General features: G+C 65.3%; 18 protein-coding genes. 1 reads left to right on the forward strand and 17 read right to left on the reverse strand.

Going from position 1 to position 18,931, the window contains the following annotated elements; all coding sequences use genetic code 11:
• Positions 1-17 precede the first annotated feature (17 nt).
• A complete protein-coding gene (locus tag LNV07_RS00290) occupies positions 18-326 on the reverse strand; it encodes a hypothetical protein (RefSeq protein WP_263569183.1) in 309 nt (102 codons plus the stop codon).
• A 40-nt stretch (positions 327-366) separates the two neighbouring features.
• On the reverse strand, positions 367-2,109 hold the full coding sequence (locus LNV07_RS00295) for an SUMF1/EgtB/PvdO family nonheme iron enzyme (RefSeq protein WP_263569184.1): 1,743 nt from the start codon (positions 2,107-2,109) through the stop codon (positions 367-369).
• Between the two features lie 214 nt (positions 2,110-2,323).
• On the opposite strand from LNV07_RS00295, the gene LNV07_RS00300 reads away from it, so the two are divergent.
• A complete protein-coding gene (locus LNV07_RS00300) occupies positions 2,324-3,442 on the forward strand; it encodes an ankyrin repeat domain-containing protein (RefSeq protein WP_263569185.1) in 1,119 nt (372 codons plus the stop codon).
• Here the strand turns inward: LNV07_RS00300 and LNV07_RS00305 are convergent.
• The 15 genes from LNV07_RS00305 to LNV07_RS00375 form a co-directional block, all read right to left on the reverse strand.
• Positions 3,432-3,971 carry a histidine phosphatase family protein gene (locus LNV07_RS00305; RefSeq protein ID WP_263569186.1) on the reverse strand — a complete coding sequence of 180 codons (540 nt, stop codon included), beginning with the start codon at positions 3,969-3,971 and terminating at the stop codon, positions 3,432-3,434. The two genes, LNV07_RS00300 and LNV07_RS00305, sit on opposite strands and share 11 nt — an antisense overlap.
• Positions 3,961-4,758, reverse strand: coding sequence for an adenosylcobinamide-GDP ribazoletransferase (locus LNV07_RS00310; protein WP_263569187.1), 798 nt, complete (start codon positions 4,756-4,758; stop codon positions 3,961-3,963). The genes LNV07_RS00305 and LNV07_RS00310 overlap by 11 nt, the downstream gene beginning before the upstream one ends.
• An 81-nt stretch (positions 4,759-4,839) precedes the next feature.
• Positions 4,840-6,390, reverse strand: coding sequence for a DUF3369 domain-containing protein (locus tag LNV07_RS00315; RefSeq protein WP_263569188.1), 1,551 nt, complete (start codon positions 6,388-6,390; stop codon positions 4,840-4,842).
• Positions 6,391-6,522: 132 nt separating this feature from the next.
• Positions 6,523-7,566 (reverse strand): nicotinate-nucleotide--dimethylbenzimidazole phosphoribosyltransferase, encoded by a 1,044-nt coding sequence (gene cobT, locus LNV07_RS00320; protein WP_263569189.1) that lies wholly within the window; start codon positions 7,564-7,566, stop codon positions 6,523-6,525.
• Positions 7,554-8,357 carry an ABC transporter substrate-binding protein gene (locus LNV07_RS00325; protein WP_263569190.1) on the reverse strand — a complete coding sequence of 268 codons (804 nt, stop codon included), beginning with the start codon at positions 8,355-8,357 and terminating at the stop codon, positions 7,554-7,556. Before LNV07_RS00325 ends, cobT begins: the two co-directional genes overlap by 13 nt.
• Entirely contained in the window at positions 8,354-9,895 is a 1,542-nt protein-coding gene (locus LNV07_RS00330; RefSeq protein ID WP_263569191.1) for a cobyric acid synthase, read from the reverse strand. The genes LNV07_RS00325 and LNV07_RS00330 overlap by 4 nt, the downstream gene beginning before the upstream one ends.
• A complete protein-coding gene (locus LNV07_RS00335; protein WP_263569192.1) occupies positions 9,892-10,911 on the reverse strand; it encodes a pyridoxal phosphate-dependent aminotransferase in 1,020 nt (339 codons plus the stop codon). The genes LNV07_RS00330 and LNV07_RS00335 overlap by 4 nt, the downstream gene beginning before the upstream one ends.
• Complete coding sequence (gene cbiB / locus LNV07_RS00340; protein ID WP_263569193.1) at positions 10,908-11,846, reverse strand: adenosylcobinamide-phosphate synthase CbiB; 939 nt, start codon at positions 11,844-11,846, stop codon at positions 10,908-10,910. Before cbiB ends, LNV07_RS00335 begins: the two co-directional genes overlap by 4 nt.
• Positions 11,846-12,415: a cob(I)yrinic acid a,c-diamide adenosyltransferase gene (gene cobO / locus LNV07_RS00345; protein WP_263569194.1), complete on the reverse strand. Its 570-nt coding sequence runs from the start codon at positions 12,413-12,415 to the stop codon at positions 11,846-11,848. Before cobO ends, cbiB begins: the two co-directional genes overlap by 1 nt.
• 17 nt (positions 12,416-12,432) lie before the next feature.
• Positions 12,433-13,722 (reverse strand): cobyrinate a,c-diamide synthase, encoded by a 1,290-nt coding sequence (locus LNV07_RS00350; protein ID WP_263569195.1) that lies wholly within the window; start codon positions 13,720-13,722, stop codon positions 12,433-12,435.
• A 2-nt stretch (positions 13,723-13,724) separates the two neighbouring features.
• Positions 13,725-14,573, reverse strand: a complete 849-nt coding sequence (locus LNV07_RS00355; protein ID WP_263569196.1) for an ABC transporter ATP-binding protein — start codon at positions 14,571-14,573, stop codon at positions 13,725-13,727.
• The gene (locus tag LNV07_RS00360) at positions 14,570-15,574 is read right to left on the reverse strand and encodes a FecCD family ABC transporter permease (protein ID WP_263569197.1); all 1,005 of its coding nucleotides are present in this window, start codon (positions 15,572-15,574) and stop codon (positions 14,570-14,572) included. The genes LNV07_RS00355 and LNV07_RS00360 overlap by 4 nt, the downstream gene beginning before the upstream one ends.
• Complete coding sequence (locus LNV07_RS00365; RefSeq protein WP_263569198.1) at positions 15,571-16,476, reverse strand: ABC transporter substrate-binding protein; 906 nt, start codon at positions 16,474-16,476, stop codon at positions 15,571-15,573. Before LNV07_RS00365 ends, LNV07_RS00360 begins: the two co-directional genes overlap by 4 nt.
• Complete coding sequence (gene cobU / locus LNV07_RS00370; RefSeq protein WP_263569199.1) at positions 16,473-17,036, reverse strand: bifunctional adenosylcobinamide kinase/adenosylcobinamide-phosphate guanylyltransferase; 564 nt, start codon at positions 17,034-17,036, stop codon at positions 16,473-16,475. Before cobU ends, LNV07_RS00365 begins: the two co-directional genes overlap by 4 nt.
• A 24-nt stretch (positions 17,037-17,060) precedes the next feature.
• Complete coding sequence (locus LNV07_RS00375; protein ID WP_263569200.1) at positions 17,061-18,896, reverse strand: TonB-dependent receptor domain-containing protein; 1,836 nt, start codon at positions 18,894-18,896, stop codon at positions 17,061-17,063.
• Positions 18,897-18,931: the final 35 nt, after the last annotated feature.

Genomic DNA, 18,931 nt, shown 5'->3' on the forward strand with positions numbered 1-18,931 from the left:
TCAGGATATGCTGATTTTTACAGACCGGCCTGTCGTGCCGGCTTTGCCGTGAGCAAGCTTCGAGTCGCCGCGACGACATCGGCCGGCGCCTCCCATTGCAGCTTATGCCCGGCCTCGATCCATATCTCCCTAGCCTGTGGATATTGCCGCTTCACATAGTCGGCCGGGATGTCGAAGCCCGGCTTGCTGGCGCGCAGGGCCAAGCCCGGAACTTGGTGATTGGGCGGCAGGGCGTCAGCCGCCTTCGCAGTGGCCCCAATCTGCTCAATGTCGGCCAGCATATGCCGGCGCGACGATTGCGGATGCGCATTGAGCTTGGTTCGCAAAGATCGCACCCCTAAAGCCGGCGCAGCATCTTGGCCCTCGTCATTGCGCAAGTTCAAGCTCGAACCAGTTGAGCTTCCAGCCCAGGTCGATCGCCCTGATGCGCAGCACATGGCGGCCAGCCTCCAGACGGATAGTGCCAGGCGCGGCCACGGTTTGCCAGATCTTCCAGCCACCCGTTGCGGGCACGGTCTGCTCAAGCACCTGCTGGCCGTTCACGCTCAAGGCCAGACCCTTGCTACCGGTCAGGCTGGCGACGCGGAAGCTGAGCCGGTAATTGCCAGCCCGCTGGAGTTCAACGCTGTATTCGGTCCAACTGTCCTTGGCTATCCCGGGGGCGCCACCCGTCAAGTTCAAGCCAGCTTGGCCGCCAGCGTCTTCCATATCCTCTTGCGGCGCGACCTTGCCGACGAAGGCTTGGTCCATCCGGTTGAAATCTTCCGCCTGGATACGGCCGGGCAGCGCGTGCACCTGATCAGCCGTCAACACCGGCGCACTGAACTCGCTGAAACGATCGCGGTTGACGGCCACGACCACGTAGCTGTGCTTGCGTGCAGGGGCGGCTTCATCCACATAACGCTGCGTCTTGACGTCTGAGGCAATCCGCACGAAATCGCCGCCGACGCTGTCACTGCGGAAAACGTGATATCCAAGGACCTTGGGGTCGGGGCTGGCAGCCCAAGTCAGCTGAACGGCCGCCTTGCCGCCTCCTTGAGTCAGCTGCAAGCCCTGCGGCGGCTGCGGAAACGGCTGCAAGCTCGCGCGGCGCGCCCGCTCCACGGATTGCGCCTGCTTGAGCTCTTGCTCAAAGGCCAGGGCGGTCGGTGCCGAGCGCTTGTCGGCGGGCTTGTCCAGACTCTGGGCCAGGCGGAAGCCTTCGATCACACCGACCCAATCGAGCGGCATCGCGCCGCGCTGGGTGGCGGTTTTGCCACGCCAATGCCAGGAGCCGCCGCGCCCGACGCGCTGCTTGCAGTCGCCGTCCAGCCGCGCACTGCCGTCCGCCGGTGCGCCCTCGTAGTTCTCGCTCCAGCAATCTTGCAAAAACTCGGACGCATTGCCGATCAGGTCGTACAGCCCCAGCGGATTGGGCTTGTACATGCCGACGATGCTGGCAAAACCTGCCCCGTCATCGCAGGGCGAAATGCCGCCCATAAAGCCTTGGTAGGTGGCACCAAAGCGCTCCAAGGCGGCATGCTCGGCCGATTGGTCGGACACATTGGCGTATTCGCAGATGCGTTTCTGGTCGACGTCCTCGCCGAAGGGGAAACCGGGCTTGCCTTTGCCCACGCTGGCCGCGTACTCCCACTCGGCCTCGCTGGCCAGGCGGTAGCTCTTGCCGGTTTGTTTCGATAGCCATTTGGCATAGGCGTCGGCGCCGGCCCAGCCTATGCAGACCGCCGGTTGGAACTCGCTGGTGGTCAACTCGTTCTTGTCCCATGAGCCTTGCGTGGGCCCTTGGCCGAACCAGCCCTGATTCGGCTGATGTATGCATTGGTCGGGCGCCTTGTAGCCGGTCGCTTCGATAAAGCGCCGGAATTCGGCCACGGTCACTTCGTACTTGGCCAGCTTGAAGGCCTTGATCTTGACTTTGTGGATGGGCAGGGCTTTAGGGTCTGGCGCGGCCTCGCCCATATAGGGCTTGCCGCCACCCATTTGGAATTCGCCGCTGGGGACGGTCACCATGGGCGGCTCAATGTAGGCAGCCGGTGCAGGCGCTGCAGCAAGGGCTTGTTGGATGCTCAGGCCAAGGAGCGATAGGGCCAGGATGTGAGGTGTGTTCATGCCCTCATTCTGCGAAGCCCTCGGGCGGCGCGCTGGGTCATGCGATGAATGCGCCGCCGGTGGGGACGAAGTCGAATGGGCGGCGACGAGTTCGGCGCAATGCCGGCGCCGCAAGCCGGTCGATGCGGCGCGCGAGCCTTCTATCTAAGTAGAAAGCTGAATAGACCGGAGTCGCCCGCAGCGCCTAGAGTGGGTCAAAACAAAGGAGCAGACGATGAGCAAGCAAGAGCAGGTTTCGCCTCGAACCACTGGTTTGAAATATGCGCTCGGGCAATGCATAGGCGCCGGCATGCTTTTGCTGGCGATGGTGGGCGAGCCTTGCCTTGCCGCGCCATCCACCGAGCTTGCCGCAGCCATCAGGGCCGGCGACGACGCGCGGGCCTTGCAACTCTTGGCCACCGCCTTGCCAGCCATGGACCCGGCGGCGGCCGACCAAGCGGCGCCACTCTTGATCGCGGCTTCGCGAGGCCGGCATGTGGTGACGCAGCGCTTGCTGGCCCTGGGTGCCGACCCGAACCCGCGCTTTGCCGCTTACCTGAATGCGACGGCGCTGATGCTGGCGATTGACAGCCGTGATGCCAAGATGGTCGAGTTGCTGCTGGCCGGCGGAGCCGGCGTTGACCTGGTCGACAGCCAGGGCGACCCGGCCTTGAATTGGGCGGTCTATTACGGCGATCGGCCCATCACCGAATTGCTGCTTCTGTACAAGGCCCGCAGCGATCTGGTCGGCCATGGCAATGCCTTGGAGGTGGCGATGCGGCGCGGCCATCAGGCGCTGGTGTTGCGACTGCTGGACTATCGCGGCGAACGCAAGCCACTCGACGCCCTGTCGCGGAGCCTGGTGCGGGCGATTGAGTCCGACAATGCCGCCGCCGTCAAGGCCGCCCTTGCCGCCGGCGCCAAGCCCGATGCTTTGGACGAAACCCATAGACCCGTGCTGGCGCTGGCCGCTCGCGGCGCCAAGTTGAACGCACTCGAGGCCTTGATGGGAGCCGGCGCCAAGGTCGATGCAAGCGACAGCATCGGCCTGACCCCGCTGATGGAGGCCGCGCGCGAGGGGCATGTTGCGGTCTGCCGGCGCTTGCGGGCGGGTGGCGCCAGCCTGAGTGCGCAAGCGGCCAAGCGTGCGGTGGGCGTGACGCCGCTGCATTTGGCGGCCTCGGCGGGGCGGCTGGAGATGATCAGCTGGCTGGTGGCCGAGGGCGTGCCCATCGACGCGCCGGATGCCGAAGGCACATCGCCGCTGGGCTGGACCGGCGATGACTCGCTCAAGGCGGCCGCCGAACTGCTGCTGAGCCTGGGCGCAAAGCCTTTGCCGCCGGCTAAGCCGTGAGCCACAACTCGCCATAGCGCGGCGGCTTGGGCCAAGTTGCGGCGGCCGGCAAGACCTGACCCTGCTCGGCCCGCCAACGCCGCGCCAGCATCCAGCCACCATGGCTGATGAGGAGGCCACCTTCTTGTGGCCGCCAGTTGCCGGCGCGCTCAAGCAGAGCGGCGAGCGACTCGCCGCCGCCCGGCGCATGGGCGACAAAGTCGGCCACCCATAGGTCAATCTCGGCGCGTTCGATCTCGGCCCAGGCGCGGCCATCCCAGGCGCCGAAGTCCAGCTCCAGCAAGGCGGGGTCTTGATGGTGTTGCCAGCCCCAGGCCTTCAGCCAGGCGCCGACATCGGCACAGCGGCGCAGCGGCGAGCTATAGATGATCTTGGGCAGTCGCTCCCGCTGGGCGAGCTTTTGAATCCGCCTTGCCAAGCGTTTGGCGGCCCGCCAATGCACCGGCAGGTCGGTACCGGCACCGATGCAGCGTCCTGCCGCACCGCTCGGGCATGGATGGCGCCAGACCCTGATATTTTCAGAAGACATTCAACAGCGCCAAATAGCTCAACAAGACGCCCAGTTCCACCACCTGCTGGGTGGCGCCGAGGTTGTCGCCGGTGTAGCCGCCCAGGCGGCGATCCAGCCAGGCCTGCATATAAAGCGTTAGCCCGGCGGCGCTCAGCAGGGCCAATAGCAAACTCGGCAACAGGGGCGGCATCAGCAGCACCATTGCAGCGCCCGCCGCCAGCACCCAGGCGAAGGCGACGCTCAAGGTGCGACCATCGGCCTGCGTGGCCAAGGGCTTGGCTTTGGCATGCTCGGCGTCGCCGGCATAGGCGAGGCTGTGCATCAACCAGACCGGCGCGGCGCGCGAGGCAGCATGGGCCCAGATCGTCAGCAGCACGGCCAATTCCGGGCTCGCCTCGGCCAGCGCCAACAGCGCCGCGGCCTTCAGCCCCAGCATCAGGATCAGGCCGAGCGAGCCGTAGCTGCCGATGCGGGAGTCTTTCATGATGGTCAACGCGCGCTCGCGGCTGACGCTGCCGCCGAGGCCGTCGCAGGTGTCGGCCCAACCGTCTTCGTGGAAGCCGCCGGTCAGCCAGATGCTGGCGGCCATGCTCAGGCCCACGGCCACCGCAGGCGGCCAGATCCACAAGGCGAGCCCCAGCACCAGGCCGGCAAAACTGCCTATGCAAAGGCCAACTGCGGGGAAGTGGCGCGCGCATTGCTGCAACCAAATCGGTTCGAAGCCGACCCAACGCGGCGTCGGGCAGCGCGTGAAGAATTGCAGGGCGATGAAGAAGAGGCGCAGTTCGTGCAGTAGATAGCTCATAGGCGGGAGGGAGGGGCAGGCCCGCACTCTACCTCGCCAATGCCAATGCAAATGCCGGTCCCAAACCAACGCCCCGGGCGTTCAGGAGTCCGGATAGCGCCTATAGATTTCGTGCACCGCTTCCAGCTTGTCAAACAGTTGTTGCACCAAGGCGGGGTCGAACTGTTTGCCGGCCTGCTCGGTGATGTAGGCCAGCGCGGCATCGAATTCCCATGCCTCTTTGTAGCAACGCCCACTGACCAGCGCGTCCAATACATCGGCCAGAGCCACGATGCGACCGGCGATATTGATCTGGTCGCCAAGCAGGCCGCGGGGGTAGCCAGCGCCGTCCCAGCGCTCATGGTGCTCGTGCGCAATGATGGCGCCGAGTTGCAGAATGCGCTTGTCTGACTTGCTGAGCAGCTCGAAGCCGATGCGCGCATGGGTTTTCATGATTTCCCATTCGTCGGCATCGAGCTTGCCCGGCTTGTTCAAGACCCGGTCCGGGATGCCGATCTTGCCCACATCGTGCAGCGGCGAGGCCTGCCGCATGAACTCCACATCGGCCGCACGCATGCCCGAGGTCTCGGCCAGCAAGGCGGAAATTTCACCCACGCGCCGGACATGGGCGCCGGTCTCCTTGGAGCGGCGCTCGACCGCTTCGCCCAAGATGAAGACCGTCGAGCGCTGGGTCTCCTGAATCTCCTCGCGCAGCAGCAGCGACTCATAGGTGATGGCGACATTGGCGCAGAAGATCTCCAGCAACTCGCGCGCTTGCGCATCGACCGGGTCCGAAAACTGCATATAGAGCAGGGTCTCGTTGTCGGTGCTGCTGCGGTAGTAACCGATGAAATGATGGGAGTCGAAATAGCCGCATTGATCGATCAGCGCGCGGTCCAGCGCGGTTTTGACCTCGGGCGGCAGATTGCTGATTTCATCATCGACCAGCAGGCGGGAGTATTCGGCGGTAGCGGCCAAGACCTTCAGATGGCCTTCGCAGTTACTGGCCGCGTAGGCCGAGACCCGGCTGGCACACAGCGCGCGCGCATCCATGCCCAGCAGATGGGTGACCTGCTCCAGTACGGCCGAGGCAAAGCGGCGCAGGTTCTGCGAGTCATAGACCCGGGTGATGGCGTCGATCGAGCGGCGCAGCGCCTGGCGCGACTGCTCGATGATCATGATGTCGCGGTAGCTGCGCAGCGCCGCGTAAAACACCGTGATCAGCTTGCGCTTGGTCAGCTCGGTTTTTTCTTTGTAATCATTGATGTCATAGGTCTTGATGACATGCTCTTCGGGCGCCTGCCCCGGCTGACCGGTGCGCAACACGATGCGCACATGGTTGTTCTTCAGCTCGTCGCGGATGTAGCGGGCGACGTCCAGCCCGGCATGCTCGGTCTCCATCACCACATCGAGCAGAATCAAGGCGATGTCGGTGCGCGACTTCAGCAGCTCGCGCGCCTCGACGCCGCTATAGGCGTCGAGAAACTGCAGGCGCCGGCCGGAAAACTCGAAATCCGCCATCACCAACTGCGTCACCTGATGCACGGCGACGTCGTCGTCCACGATCATCACCACCCAGGGCTCGAGCGGCTTCGAAGCCGCCTCATCGCTGCCGGGTGCCGGCAATTCATCGGCAAAAACCAAGTCTGTCATGGGACGCCTTATGTCTTAGCGAGGCGATGCTGCTCGTACGAAGCAAGGCCAAAGCTAGGGATTGCGCGGAAACTGTTGCGTCGATTATGGCCAAGCTTTGGGCGATGTAAACACCGATCTGAATCTAAATCCTTATGCTTGATCCTGTTGACTGACGCCGGCCGATTCGAAGCTGGCCATTTCACGCAGAACCAAGCAGGCCGACTCCAGCAGCGGCCAGGCCATGGCCGCACCCGAGCCTTCGCCCAAGCGCATGCCGAGGTCCAAGAGCGGCTCGGCGCCCAAGGCCTCCAACATCAGGCGATGGCCCGACTCCATCGAGCGATGCGCGAACACGCAACGCTCCAGCACGGCCGGTTGCAGGCGCGCCGCGACCAAGACGGCCGCACTCGCGATGAAGCCGTCCACCACAATCACACGCCGCTCCAGCGCCGCTTGCAGCACCGCGCCGACCATCATCGCGATCTCGAAGCCGCCCAGCGCCGCCAGCGCCTGCAGCGGCTCGGTGGCCTCGGCGTGGCGCTGCAAGACCGCACCCAGCGTCTCGATCTTGCGTTGCAAGGCGGCGTCATCCAGGCCGGTGCCGCGGCCGGTGCAGCGCTCGATCGGAAAATTCTGCAGGCGCGCCAGCAGCAGCGCGGCGCTGGAGGTGTTGCCAATGCCCATCTCACCGAGCAGCAAGGCATTGCCGGGCCGCTGCGCCAGCAAGCTTTTTCCCGCCGCTATTGCCGTCGCGCATTGGTCGGCCGTCATGGCTGGCTGCTCCGAGCTGTCGGCCGTGCCGGCCGCCACTTTGGCGATCACCAGACCGGGGCGCGGCGCGAAATCATGCGCGACACCGGCATCGACGACGGTCAGGCTCAGGCCATGCTGGCGCGCCAGCACGCTGACCGCCGCACCGCCGGCCAGAAAGTTCTCGACCATCTGCCAGGTCACATCGCTGGGATAGGCCGACACGCCTCGCCGGGCCAGCCCATGGTCGCCGGCAAACACCATCAGCTGCGGCTCGCGCAAGACCGGCGTCTCGCTGCCCAGGATTAGGCCGATGCGCAGCATCAAGCTCTCTAACTGACCCAGCGAGCCGAGCGGCTTGGTCTTGCCGTCGATGCTGCGCTGCAAGGCGGCTGTGAGGGTCAGGTCTTGCAGGGACGGAATTTGCGGGATTAGGTTTTGCATGATGAGTGGGTGGAGTCTTCTACAAAGGATTGGATGGCGGCCAGCACCTGGGCGGCGCCGCGTTCGATGGCCGTCGGGCCGGGGGCCAGGATGTCGGCCGACTTGATTTCAAGCAGCTGCGCGCCCAAGTCGGCGAAGCCGGGGCGGGCCAGCACCTTGTCCGGCACAAAACGCTTGCCGCACCAACTGCCGAGTATCAGCTCGGGCCGGCGGGCCAGGATGTCCTCGGCGCTGACGATGCGATCGCGCGCCAGGCCGGCGCGCGCCTTGTCGGCAAAGATGTCGATGCCGCCGGCCAGCTCGATGATTTCGCTGACCCAGCCGATGCCGCAGATGATGGGCTCGTCCCATTCCTCGAAGCACACGCGCGGCCGGCGCGGCAACAGCGCGGCCGCAGCGGCAATGCTGTCCTGGCGGGCTTGCAATTGTGCGCACAGGGCCTCGGCGGAAGCGGCCTTGTCGACCAGGGCACCCAGGCGCCGCACCATCGCGTGGATGCCGGCCAGGTCGCGGTGGTTGAACCACAAGGTGGCCAGGCCGGCCCGCTCGCATTCATCCAGCAGCGGCCGCTGCAGATCGGAGAAGCCGATCACCAGATCCGGCTGCACCGCCAGAATTTTTTCCAGCTTCATGCTGGTGAAGCCGCTGATCTTGGGCTTGTCATGGCGCGCCTCGGGCGGGTAGACGGTGTAGCCGGAGATGCCGGCAATGCGGTCTTGGGCGCCGAGGCGGTAGAGCGTGTCGACCGCCTCGGTGGACAGGCAGGCGATGCGTTCGGGCAGGGCGTTCATTGATCGCCTCCTTGTTTGAGCAGACCCATCAGCACACCTTGCTCAAAATGCTGCTCGATGAAGTCGGCCAGGCCATCAAAAACGCTGTCCAGGGCCGGCGTTTCGGCGCCGAACAGCGCCCGCATCACACTGCTTTGCTCGAACAGGCCATGGGCATAACAGCCCAGGACCGAGCCCTGGCTCCAGCCTATCGCCTCGCCGCGATCATTGCGCACGGCGACCGTTGCGCTGGCCATGGCGGGATGCTGAACGGTGCGGCCATGGTGGATTTCATAACCTGCAGCCTCGACGCCCGCGAGCGCGCTCCAGGGCGAAGTCAGCGCGCCGAAACGCAGCGCGCTGGGGCTGAGGAGTTTGTCCTTTTCGAACTGCGTGACCAGCGGCAGCAGGCCCAGGCCGGGCGCATTACCGTCCAGCTGATAAGGGTCGAGCAGGCTTTCGCCCAGCATTTGCAGGCCGCCGCAGATGCCCAGTAAGGGTTTGTTTGCTGCCGCATGTTGGGCAATAGTGAGATCGAGCTTTTGCGCGCGCAACCAGGCCAGGTCGGCCGCCACCGCTTTTGAGCCCGGCAGGATGATCCAGTCGGCGCCCTCCAACTGTGCCGGCGTACGGGCCCAGCTCAGGCGTACGTTCGGCAGGCCGCGCAGGGGCTGGAACTCGTCCAGATTCGACATGCGCGGGTAGGCGACGATGGCGATCTTCAGTCCCGATCCGCTGACGCTGTCATCAAACACTCCGTCTTCCTCCGGCAGGCCATGGCCGCGCCACATCGGCAGCACGGCGACGGTGGGCACCCCCGTCAGCGCCTGCAATTGTTCCGGCCCGGGCGCCAGCAAGGACGCATCACCGCGAAAGCGATTCAGAACATAACCCTTGATCAAGGCGCGCTCATGGGCGGGCAGCAATTGGTGCGTGCCGAACAAATGGGCAAAAGCGCCGCCGCGGTCTATATCGGTCACCAGCAGGCAGGCGGCCTTGGCCTCCAGCGCGGTGCGCATATTGACGTAATCGCTGCTGTGCAGATTGATCTCGGCCGGCGAGCCCGCACCTTCGATGACGACGACATCGTTCTCGGCCAGCAACTCATGCAGCGCCGGGCGGGCGCGCAGCCAGAGCTTCTCGCTGCGCTCGCGCCAGGGCGTATGCGTCAACTCGCTGTCGACCTCGCCCAGCACGATCACCTGCGAGGCGGTGTCTTTCTCGGGCTTGAGCAGCACCGGGTTCATGCGCACTTCGGGTATGCGGCGGGCGGCCAGCGCCTGGAAATACTGGGCGCTGCCGATCTCGCCCATTCGCCCGTACAGGCCGGGGTGGAGCGCCGGGCCGCCCCCAAGCTCCACCGCGCCCCCTCGGTGGGCCGCCTGCGTACCCGCAGGCCAGGGGCTCATCACCACTCGGGCGTTATTGCTCATGTTCTGCGCTTTGTAGGGCGCGACCTTGAGGCCTTGGCGGGCGTAGTAGCGGCACAAGGCCGTCGCCAACCAGCTTTTGCCCGCGCCGCTGGTCGTTCCCAGCACCATCACCGCCTTGGCTGTCATATTGTTTCCTCTAACTCCTTGATGGCTCGCAGCAAGGCTTGTTGCGCTGTGGGTGCTTGGGTCGACAGCCGCACCCATCCGGGCAGGCCGAAGGATGTCGCGTCGCGCAGCTTGATGCCGCGCTCGCGCAGCGGTTTCAACAGCAGGCCCGCTTGTCGCGGCTTGGCCAGCCAGAAGTTCGTGCAAGTTGGCCGTTGCTGCCAGCCCAAGTCGGCCAGCAGCGCGTGTTGAGTGGCTCGCCAAGCTGTCAATTGCGATCTGACCCGGCGCAAATGCGCATGGGTTTCGTCGCTATGCCAATGCATCAGCAAGGCGACTCCTTCGCTGGACAAGACCCAGCTCGGAGCGACGTTGACGGCATGCTCGATCAAGCCGTCCAAGGCTGGCGCCAGCAAATAGGCGGCGCGCACGCCCGTCAGGCCGAGGGCCTTGTTGGGGCAGATCAGCCGCCAGGCCCGCTCGGCCAAGTCAGGCGGCAACTGGCTCGCCCCATCCAGGCGCAGCGGCTCATAGGCGCAGTCAACGGCCAGGGTCGAAGCGCTGCGCTGCAAGGCCGCGTCCAAGGCCAGCCAATCGCCGGCGCTGAAGCTGTCGCCGCTCGGGTTGCAGGGCTCGCAGACCCAGACCAAGGCGGGCCGCTGCAAGGCTTGGCTCAAGTGCTGTGCGCTGGCATAGCCTTGTACTTGCAGACCCAGCGCCATTGCGGCCGCCGCATAGTCACCAAAGCCCGGCTGCGGTACCCAGACCTCGGTCAGACCGCTCAAGTGAGCCGCCAGGCTCAGGCGCCGAATCGCCTCGGCGCCGCCCGAGGCGGGCAGCACGCGTGCAGCATCCACGCCCTCGGCCGCGCCCAGCCGCTCGCGCGAGGCCAGATAGGCGGGGTCGGGGTAGCGGGCGCGGTCGGCCGTCAACACCGCCTGAAGCAGCGCCGGCGGCGGTCCTAGCGGGCTGGCATTGCTGGAGAAATCCTCAATGGGGGCGGGGCCGCTGTCGCTGCCGCCATGCTGGGGAATCACAGGCCACCTCGCAAGGCGGCGGCGCCGACGGCCAACACCAAGGCGCAGGCCAGCATCGCCTTCAGCGCCAAGCCTTGCGCCCGCGCGATGTCGGCAGGCGCGACCTCGGCGCCCGAGTCGTTCAATATATAGACGCCCGGCTTGGCCAGGCGCAGATTCAAGCGCAGCGCCATCGCCGCCATCGGCCAGCCGCTGTTCGGCGACGGCGTGCGGCGGGCTTGTTGCCAAAGCGCCGGCAGCAGCTTGAGCTTGAAGCCCAGCATCAGCAGCCCGGTGATGCGGGCCGGCAGCCAGGACAGCAAATCGTCGGCGCGGGCGGCCCATTTACCGGCCCATTCCCACTCACCCCGATAGCCCCACATCGCGTCCGCCGTATTCGCAAAGCGGTAAATCGCCGCGCCCGGCAGGCCGGCCAGCATGAACCAGAACAGCGGGGCGACGACCGAGTCGTTGAGGTTTTCGGCCAGGGTCTCGATGGCCGCCTCGCGCACCTCGGCGGCGCTCAAGTTGGCGGTGTCGCGGCTGACCAAGCGGCTCAAGCGGGCACGGCCGGCCGGCAGCGAGTCGGCCAGCGCCGCCTCCACCGCGCCGACCTCGGCGCTGAGCATGCGCCAGGCCAGCATCGGCTTCAAGAGCAGACCCAAGAGCAGGCCGGCGCCCAGCAAACCCGGCCAGCTTTGCCAGGGCTTGAAGGCGTAGATCAGTGAGGTCTCCAGCATTGCGGCGAGCACCCCGACATTGAGTGCGCCGACGCACCAGATCAAGGCGCCAGCGCTGAAGGCCGCTCTCGGCGCCAGCGTCAACAAGCGCTTGGAGAACAGGCCCAGGAACGAACCCATCGCGACGACCGGATGAAAACGTGCGGGCGGCTCGCCCCAGCAGCGATCCACGCAGAGCGCGACCAGCATGGCGAGGGTAAGGAGCCAGGCCATCATCAGTCTTCGATGCCGCGCTGCGCCGGCACGCCGGCCTTGAAGTGATGCTTGACCAGACTCATCTCGGTGACGGTGTCGGCCAGCTCTATCAGCTCGTCCGGCGCGTTACGTCCGGTCAACACCACATGGACATGGGCGGGCCGCTCGCGCAAGCAGGCCAGCACCGGCTCTAGCGGCAGCCAGCCATAGCGCAGCGGATACATGATCTCGTCCAGCACGACCAGAAAATGCTCGCCGGCGCGAATCGTCGCCTCGGCGCGCGCCCAGCCGTCGCGTGCCAGCTGCCCGGAATGTTCCAGGTCCTTGCTCTTCCAGGAGAAACCGTCGCCCAGGCCTTCGATCGGCACGCCTAACTGCTCGAACATGCGGTGCTCGCCGAAGCGGGCGCTCGGCACCTTCATGAATTGATAGATCTTGACCGCCTTGCCGCGCCCATGGGCGCGCAGCGCCAGGCCAAAGGCGGCCGTGCTCTTGCCCTTGCCGTCGCCGGTGTGGATGAAGATCAAGCCGCGGCGCTCGGCGGTCGGGATCACGCGTTCGCGGTCGACCGGGGGGGGAGTAATTTCCATAGCTTGTTAGAGCCGGTTCAGCCGGCGAAGAAGGCCGCAATCGCCGCCGGGTTGGAAGGGAAGTAATGGTGTATGTAGCTGGCGCGCAGGCTGCCCTGTTGATAAAGGGACTCGCAAGCTCGGCCGGCATTGGGATTGCTGGCGATGGCGATCGGCGCCAGCGGCGTGGCCAGGCTGGAATAGTGAAAGGTGTGGCCGCGCAAGCTGCCTTCGGGCCAATCAATGCTTTGCAGACCCAATGCCGAGAGTTTCTTTTGCATCACCGCTTGCCCCGGCAATACGCCGGCCATCGGGTGAACGTGGCCGTCACCATCGGTCAGAGAGATGGCCAGACACAGCATGCCGCCGCATTCGGCCAGCAAGGGTTTGCCTGCGGCCAGATGCTCGCGGAGGTCGGCAAAAAAGCTCGGGTGCTTGCGCAGCGCCTCGGCATGCAACTCCGGGTAGCCGCCCGGCAGCCAGACGGCGTCGCAGTCGGGCAAGACCTGACCCTTCAGCGGCGAGAAGCTCAGTACCTCGGCGCCGAGCTTGCGCAGGCAATCCAAGTTTGCCGGGTAGATGAAGCTGAAGGCGGCGTCTTGGGCGACGGCAATGCGCTTCCCAAGCAAGAGTGGCGGCGTGGCGAAGGCGGTTTGAGGCTCGAAGCGCACGGTCGCGAACTCGAAACCGGGCTTGACCGCCGCGCCCCAGGCATCGGCCCAGCCATCCAGCAGTTCGTCCAGGCCCGGCAGCTCGATCGCCTGCACTAGGCCCAGATGGCGCTCGGGCAAGGTCAAGGCCGCGTTGCGGGGCAGGGCGGCGATCAGCGGCAGATCGTCCGGCAGGCCCTCGCCCACCATCACGCCATGGCCGGCACTGCCGACCCGGTTGGCGACCACGCCGCATACTTTGATATCGCTGCGGAATTTCTGCAGGCCCAGCGCCAAGGCGCCGAAGGTCTGCGCCATCGCCGACGCGTCGATCACCGCCAGCACCGGCAGGCCAAAGGCGGCGGCCAGATCGGCGCTGCTGGGCTTTCCGTCGAACAGGCCCATCACGCCCTCGACCAGAATCAGGTCGGCATCCTGCGCGGCCTCGGCGAGCAAGGCGCGGCAATGGGCCAGCCCACCCATGAAGAGGTCGAGCTGATAGACGGCGTGGCCACTGGCTCTTTGTAAAACCATCGGGTCCAGATAGTCGGGCCCGGTCTTGAAGACGCGCACCTTCAGGCCACGCCTCGCATGCCAGCGGGCGATGGCCGTGGTGACGCTGGTCTTGCCCGAGCCGGAGGAGGGGGCGCTGATCAGCAGCGCTTTGCATTGCGTCATATTCATTCGCTCGCCCGCTTCAGCGGCAGCACATTGTTATTGGGTTTTGCCTCCTGGCTGCTCGGCAGCAGGGCTGCGGGCAGAGCCAGCCATTGACCTTGCACCTCGACCAGATGCAGCCGGTGATCGAACACCGCTTGCAGCGCAGCCCTGGTGTCGGCTCGCTGCGGCGCGCCGTGACTGCTGACGCGGCCGGCCTCCATCACCACAAGGCTGTCGGCCTGCAAGGCCATATTGAGTTCGTGCAGCACGCTGACCACGGCCACGCCCGAGGCCACCAATTCGCGCACCAGCGCTAACCAGTCGGCTTGATGGGGTGGGTCCAGGTGGGCCAGCGGCTCGTCCATCAACAGCACCTGGGCCTGCACGGCCAAAGCTCGAGCCAAGAGCACTCGCTGGCGTTCGCCTCCCGATAGGCGGCCGAGCGGGCGGTCGCGCCAGTCCCAGCTCTGTGTCTGCTGCATCGCCTGTACGACGGCGGCATGGTCGGCGCTGCTTGGCGGCGCGAGCCAGGCTTGGTGCGGCAGGCGGCCCAGCATCACCACTTCGTAAGCACTCAAGACGTCGGAGCTGCTTTCGTTTTGACCCAGCCAGGCCAGTTGGCGTGCACGCTCGCGGGCGGGAATTTGGGTCCAGTCATGGCCCAATAACTGCACCCGGCCCTTCATGGGCAGCAGGCCGGCAATCGCGCGCAAGAGCGTTGACTTGCCGGCGCCGTTGGGCCCGACGATGGCGGTCCACTCGCTCATCTTCAGCTGCAGGGCGATTTCGCCCAAAATAGGCTGACCCTGCAAATGGACGGATTCGATCAGCGCTTGCAGGGCGATCTGGGGCTTCAAAATTGAGCTCATGTTCGGCTTTCCAACATCGGCTTGCGGTGCATCAACCAGAGCAGATAGGCGCCGCCCAAGACGGTGGTGACCACGCCGACCGGCAGCTCTTGCGGAGCCACCAACCAACGGGCCAGGATGTCGGCCGCCAGCAGCAGCGCTCCGCCGGTCAAGGCCGACAGCAGCAGCAACCAGCTGTGCGTGCAATGCAGGCGGCTGCGCACCAAGTGAGGGGCAACCAAGCCGACAAAACCGATCAAGCCGGCTTGCGCCACCGCAGCACCGGTCGCCAGGGCCAGCACGCCGATCAAGAGCAGGCGTATCGTCTGCAGGCGCACGCCCAGCGAGGCTGCGGTCGATTCGCCCAGCGTCATCGCGTCGAGCGCACGACTGCAGCCCAAGGCGGCGAGCAGGCAGAGCAGCAGCAAAGGCGCCATGATCAAGACGCTGTTCCACCCCAAAAACCCGGTGCTGCCCATCACAAAGGCCTGCATAGGCCGCATGATGTCGGGCGCCAGCATGATCATCAAGGTGGTTGCCGAACCCAGCACCACGCCGACGATGACGCCAGCCAGCAGCAAACGCATGGTTTGCTCAACCCCGCGTGCTAACACCAAGGTCAAGAGCACCGCGCCGACCGCGCCAAAAAAGGCCGCACCGGTCAGGCCGATGCGCAGCCACAGCGAGGCGGCGGCCGGCGAGGTGCCGGCCAGCACCAAGAGCAGGGCCACGCCCAGGCCCGCGCCGGAGGAGGCGCCGAGCAGATAGGGATCGGCCAAGGCATTGCGAAAAAGACCTTGCGCCACCGCACCGGCCAGGCCCAGCAAAGCGCCGGCCACCCAGGCGCCACTGGAGCGAGGCAGGCGAATTTGCCAGAGGATTTGCTGCTGAATCGCATCGCCGCCGTCCAGCCAGCTCAGGCCGAAGCCGGTGCTGCCGACCGCCACGCCGAGCAGCACGAGTGCGCTGCTGATCAGCGTGAGCGCCAGCAACAGGGTCAGCGGCTTGCTGCTGCGATTCATGGTTTGGTATTGGTCTTGGGCTTGCTAGCACCGGGGGTCAGTCCGCGCAGGCAGCGCGCCATCCAGCCGGCGGCTTCGCCCATGCGGGGGCCGGGGCGACCCATCACCTCGGACTCTTCTTTCGGGAACACGCACAGGCGCTGCTCGCGCAGCGCGCGGATGCCGGCCCAGCCCGGGCGGCTGGGCAGATTGACGGCGCTGCGCTGGGCCACCATGATGATCTGCGGATCGGCGCGGACGATGAATTCGGGGTTCAGTTTCGGGAATGGGCCGAGTTCCTTGCCGACGATGTTTTTGACACCCAGTCGTACCAAGGTCTCGCCAATGAAGGAGGATTCGCCGGCCGCAAAGGGCGCGCTGTCGACCTCGTAATAGATGCTCATGCCCTTGACCTCGGGGGGGATGCTGGCGGCGGCTTGGCTGATCGCCGCATCGATGTTCAGCCAGACCTTTTGCGGCTCGGCGACGGCCAGCAACTCACCGATCTTGCCGAGCACGCGCCTGACGTCTTCTTGGCTGCGTGTCTCCAGCACCAGCACTTTGAGGCCCAAGCTGGCGAGCCGGTCTTGCACCCGCGAAGACGGCGCCACGATCACCACATCGGGCCTCAGCGACACAACGGTTTCAACCTGTGTGTCATCCAGACCGCCCAGCTTGGGTAGCTTGTTGACGGACTCGGGGTAGTTGGAATAGCGGTCCACGCCGACCAGCCGATCGCATGCGCCGAGCGCGCAGACCGTTTCGGTCAGAGAGGGCAGCAGCGTGACGATGCGGCGCGGCGGTTCGCTCAATTGCAGCGTGTGGCCGGCGTCGTCGACGATTTTGATGGGCGCGGCTGCAGCGGTTGCGCTGGCGCCCAACGCGGCAGCAGCGAGCAGGGCGGTTGTGATGATCTTGTTCATGGTTTTCGTCCTTGCTCGACCGGCCGGGTCCAGGCCTGGCCGGCCACCATCAGGGTCAGGTCTTGACAGCGCTGGGCCACCTGCTGATTCAAACGGCCCAACTCGTCGACATAAAAGCGCGCCTCGCTGGACATCGGCGAGACGCCCCAGCCGACTTCGTTCGAGACAAACAGCACCGGCGAAGCGAGCTTTGGCAAGGCATCCAGCAGCGCTTGCAGCTCGGCCTCCCAGCCGGCCAGATCGGGCGGCCCCGACATTGGCATCAGCCAGTTTGTCAGCCACAAGGTCAGGCAGTCGACCAGCAAGAGCCGATTGGGAGCGGCGTTAGCTAGCAAGGCCGCGGCCAGCAGCAAGGGCGACTCCACCGTGGCGAAACCGGCGGGCCGGTATTGCTGGTGGCGCGCGATGCGGGCTTGCATCTCGCTGTCCAGCGCCAAGGCGGTTGCCACCACACACACTTGGTGATCCGCCGCCGCAGCCTGCCACGCCAAGGCCAGCCGTTCGGCCTGGCGAGACTTTCCGCTGCGTTGGCCACCGACGATCAAATGATGCTGTGCCATGGCGCTCGCTCGCTTACTTGCTGCTTACTGTGGCTCGTAGCGCAGGCCGAGGTAGAACTCGCGCCCAGGCTGATTGAAGCCGCGTGCGGTTTCATAGTGCTTGTCGGCCACGTTATTCAGGCGTGCGTTCATGCTCCAGGCGGGTGAGAACTCCCAGTCGCTGCGCAGATCGAGTGTGGCGTAGCCGGCCAGCTTGTACTTGTTCGCTGCATCATCAAAACGATGCGAGAAGCTGTTCAAGGACGCGCCCAGATTGAGCTTGCCGAGTTCCCAGTCGCCTTGCAGCTTGAAGCTGTCTTTGGCGCGGCGCGGCAGCAAGTTGCCGCTCGTTGCGACGCCGTCGGTGGCGTTGTGCGGGTTGACATGATCCAGCGATGCGCTCAATTTGACGGTTTGCAAGCTGATCTCGTAGGCCAGCGAGATGCCTTCCGAGCGCGCGCGTGGCGTGTTGCTGGGTGCCGGGCCGCTGGAAATGAAGTTGCGGTAACGGTTGTCAAACAGGGCCGCTTTGAGACTTTGTGCGCCTTGCTTCCAACGCAGGCTCAGCTCGGCATGTTTGCCGTCTTCGGGCAGCAGCGTGGGGTTGCCAAAACCTGGGTAGTAGAGCTGGTTGAAGCTGGGCGCGGTGAAGCTGGTGCCGTAGCTGGCGCCCAGGCGCAGCGTCGAGGTCAAGGTATAGCCCCAACCCAGGGCGCCGGTATTTTGCTTGCCGAATTGCGAGTTGTCATCCATGCGCAGGCTGGCCTGCCAGCTGTGGTCGCCGCTGCTGCCGTTGAGGCCCAGGCCGATGCCGTTGATGCTGCGATCACTGACGCTGAAGGCATCGCCCGGACGGCTGACTTTTTGCTCCAGACGTTCGAGCAGCGCCAGCGCCGTGCCGATAGGGGTGTCGATGGTGTTCTCCCAGCTCAGCTGGGTCTGATCGGTTTCGATCGCACCGAGTTGGGTGAATTGGCTGGCGCTGGACAGCGTGTCGTATTTGTCGACCGACTTTGATGCGGACAGTTTGCTCAGCCATGACTGGGTCATTTGACCCTGCAGGCGCAGGCTTTGCAGGCCGTTCGAGAGCTTGGCGCGGGAGTCAACCTTGGCGCCATCGTCGAATGCCGAGTTGCCGCTGGAGCTGATGGCGAGCGCTTCGAGGCGCCAATTTTTAGCCAGCTGAAGGCCAAGGTTCAGGCTGCCGCCGGTCTGGCGGAAGCCGTCCTTGTCGGGGTTGTAATTGCCGAACTGGGCGGTGTCATTGGTGGTCGAAAAGCCGCCTGTCACGGTGCGCTGCAACTGCACGGCGATATCCAGGCCTTCATGGCCATAGGCCACGCCGCCGGACAATTTGCCGTAGGCATTGCTGCCGGCCATCACGCTGGCGTTGGGGTGCAAGCCGGCGCGGCCGCTGCGCGTAAAGATCTGGATCACTCCGCCCATCGCATTGCTGCCGTAAAGCGCCGACATCGGGCCGCGCACGATTTCGATGCGGTCGATGATTTCCATCGGCAAATTGTCGAGCGAGGGGGTGCCCAAGGTGGCCGAGCTGACGCGCACGCCGTCAATCAAGAGTAGGGTATGGCGGGCCTCGAGGCCGCGAATAAACAGCGAGGCACTCTTGCCCAGACCGCCATTGCTGGAGAACTGGATGCCTGGCTGCTGCGACAGCAACTCGACCAGCGTGCGGCCTTCGCTTTTTTCGATGTCGCTACGCGACAAAACCGTGACGTCGGCGACCAACTGGTCGACCCGGCTGGCGGTGCGGGTGGCCGAAACCACGATCGGTTCGAGCTTGTTGGGCGCTGGCACCGTTTGCGCCAGAACCGTGCAGTGCAAGAGGCCGGAAATTGCCGCCAAGGCGAAGGGAGTCCTCACGTACGAGGTCGCGTGAAAGGAGGGGCGTGCAAGAC

This window comes from Roseateles oligotrophus (assembly GCF_025717515.1).
In the GTDB taxonomy this organism is placed as follows: Bacteria; Pseudomonadota; Gammaproteobacteria; order Burkholderiales; family Burkholderiaceae_C; genus Paucibacter_A; species Paucibacter_A oligotrophus.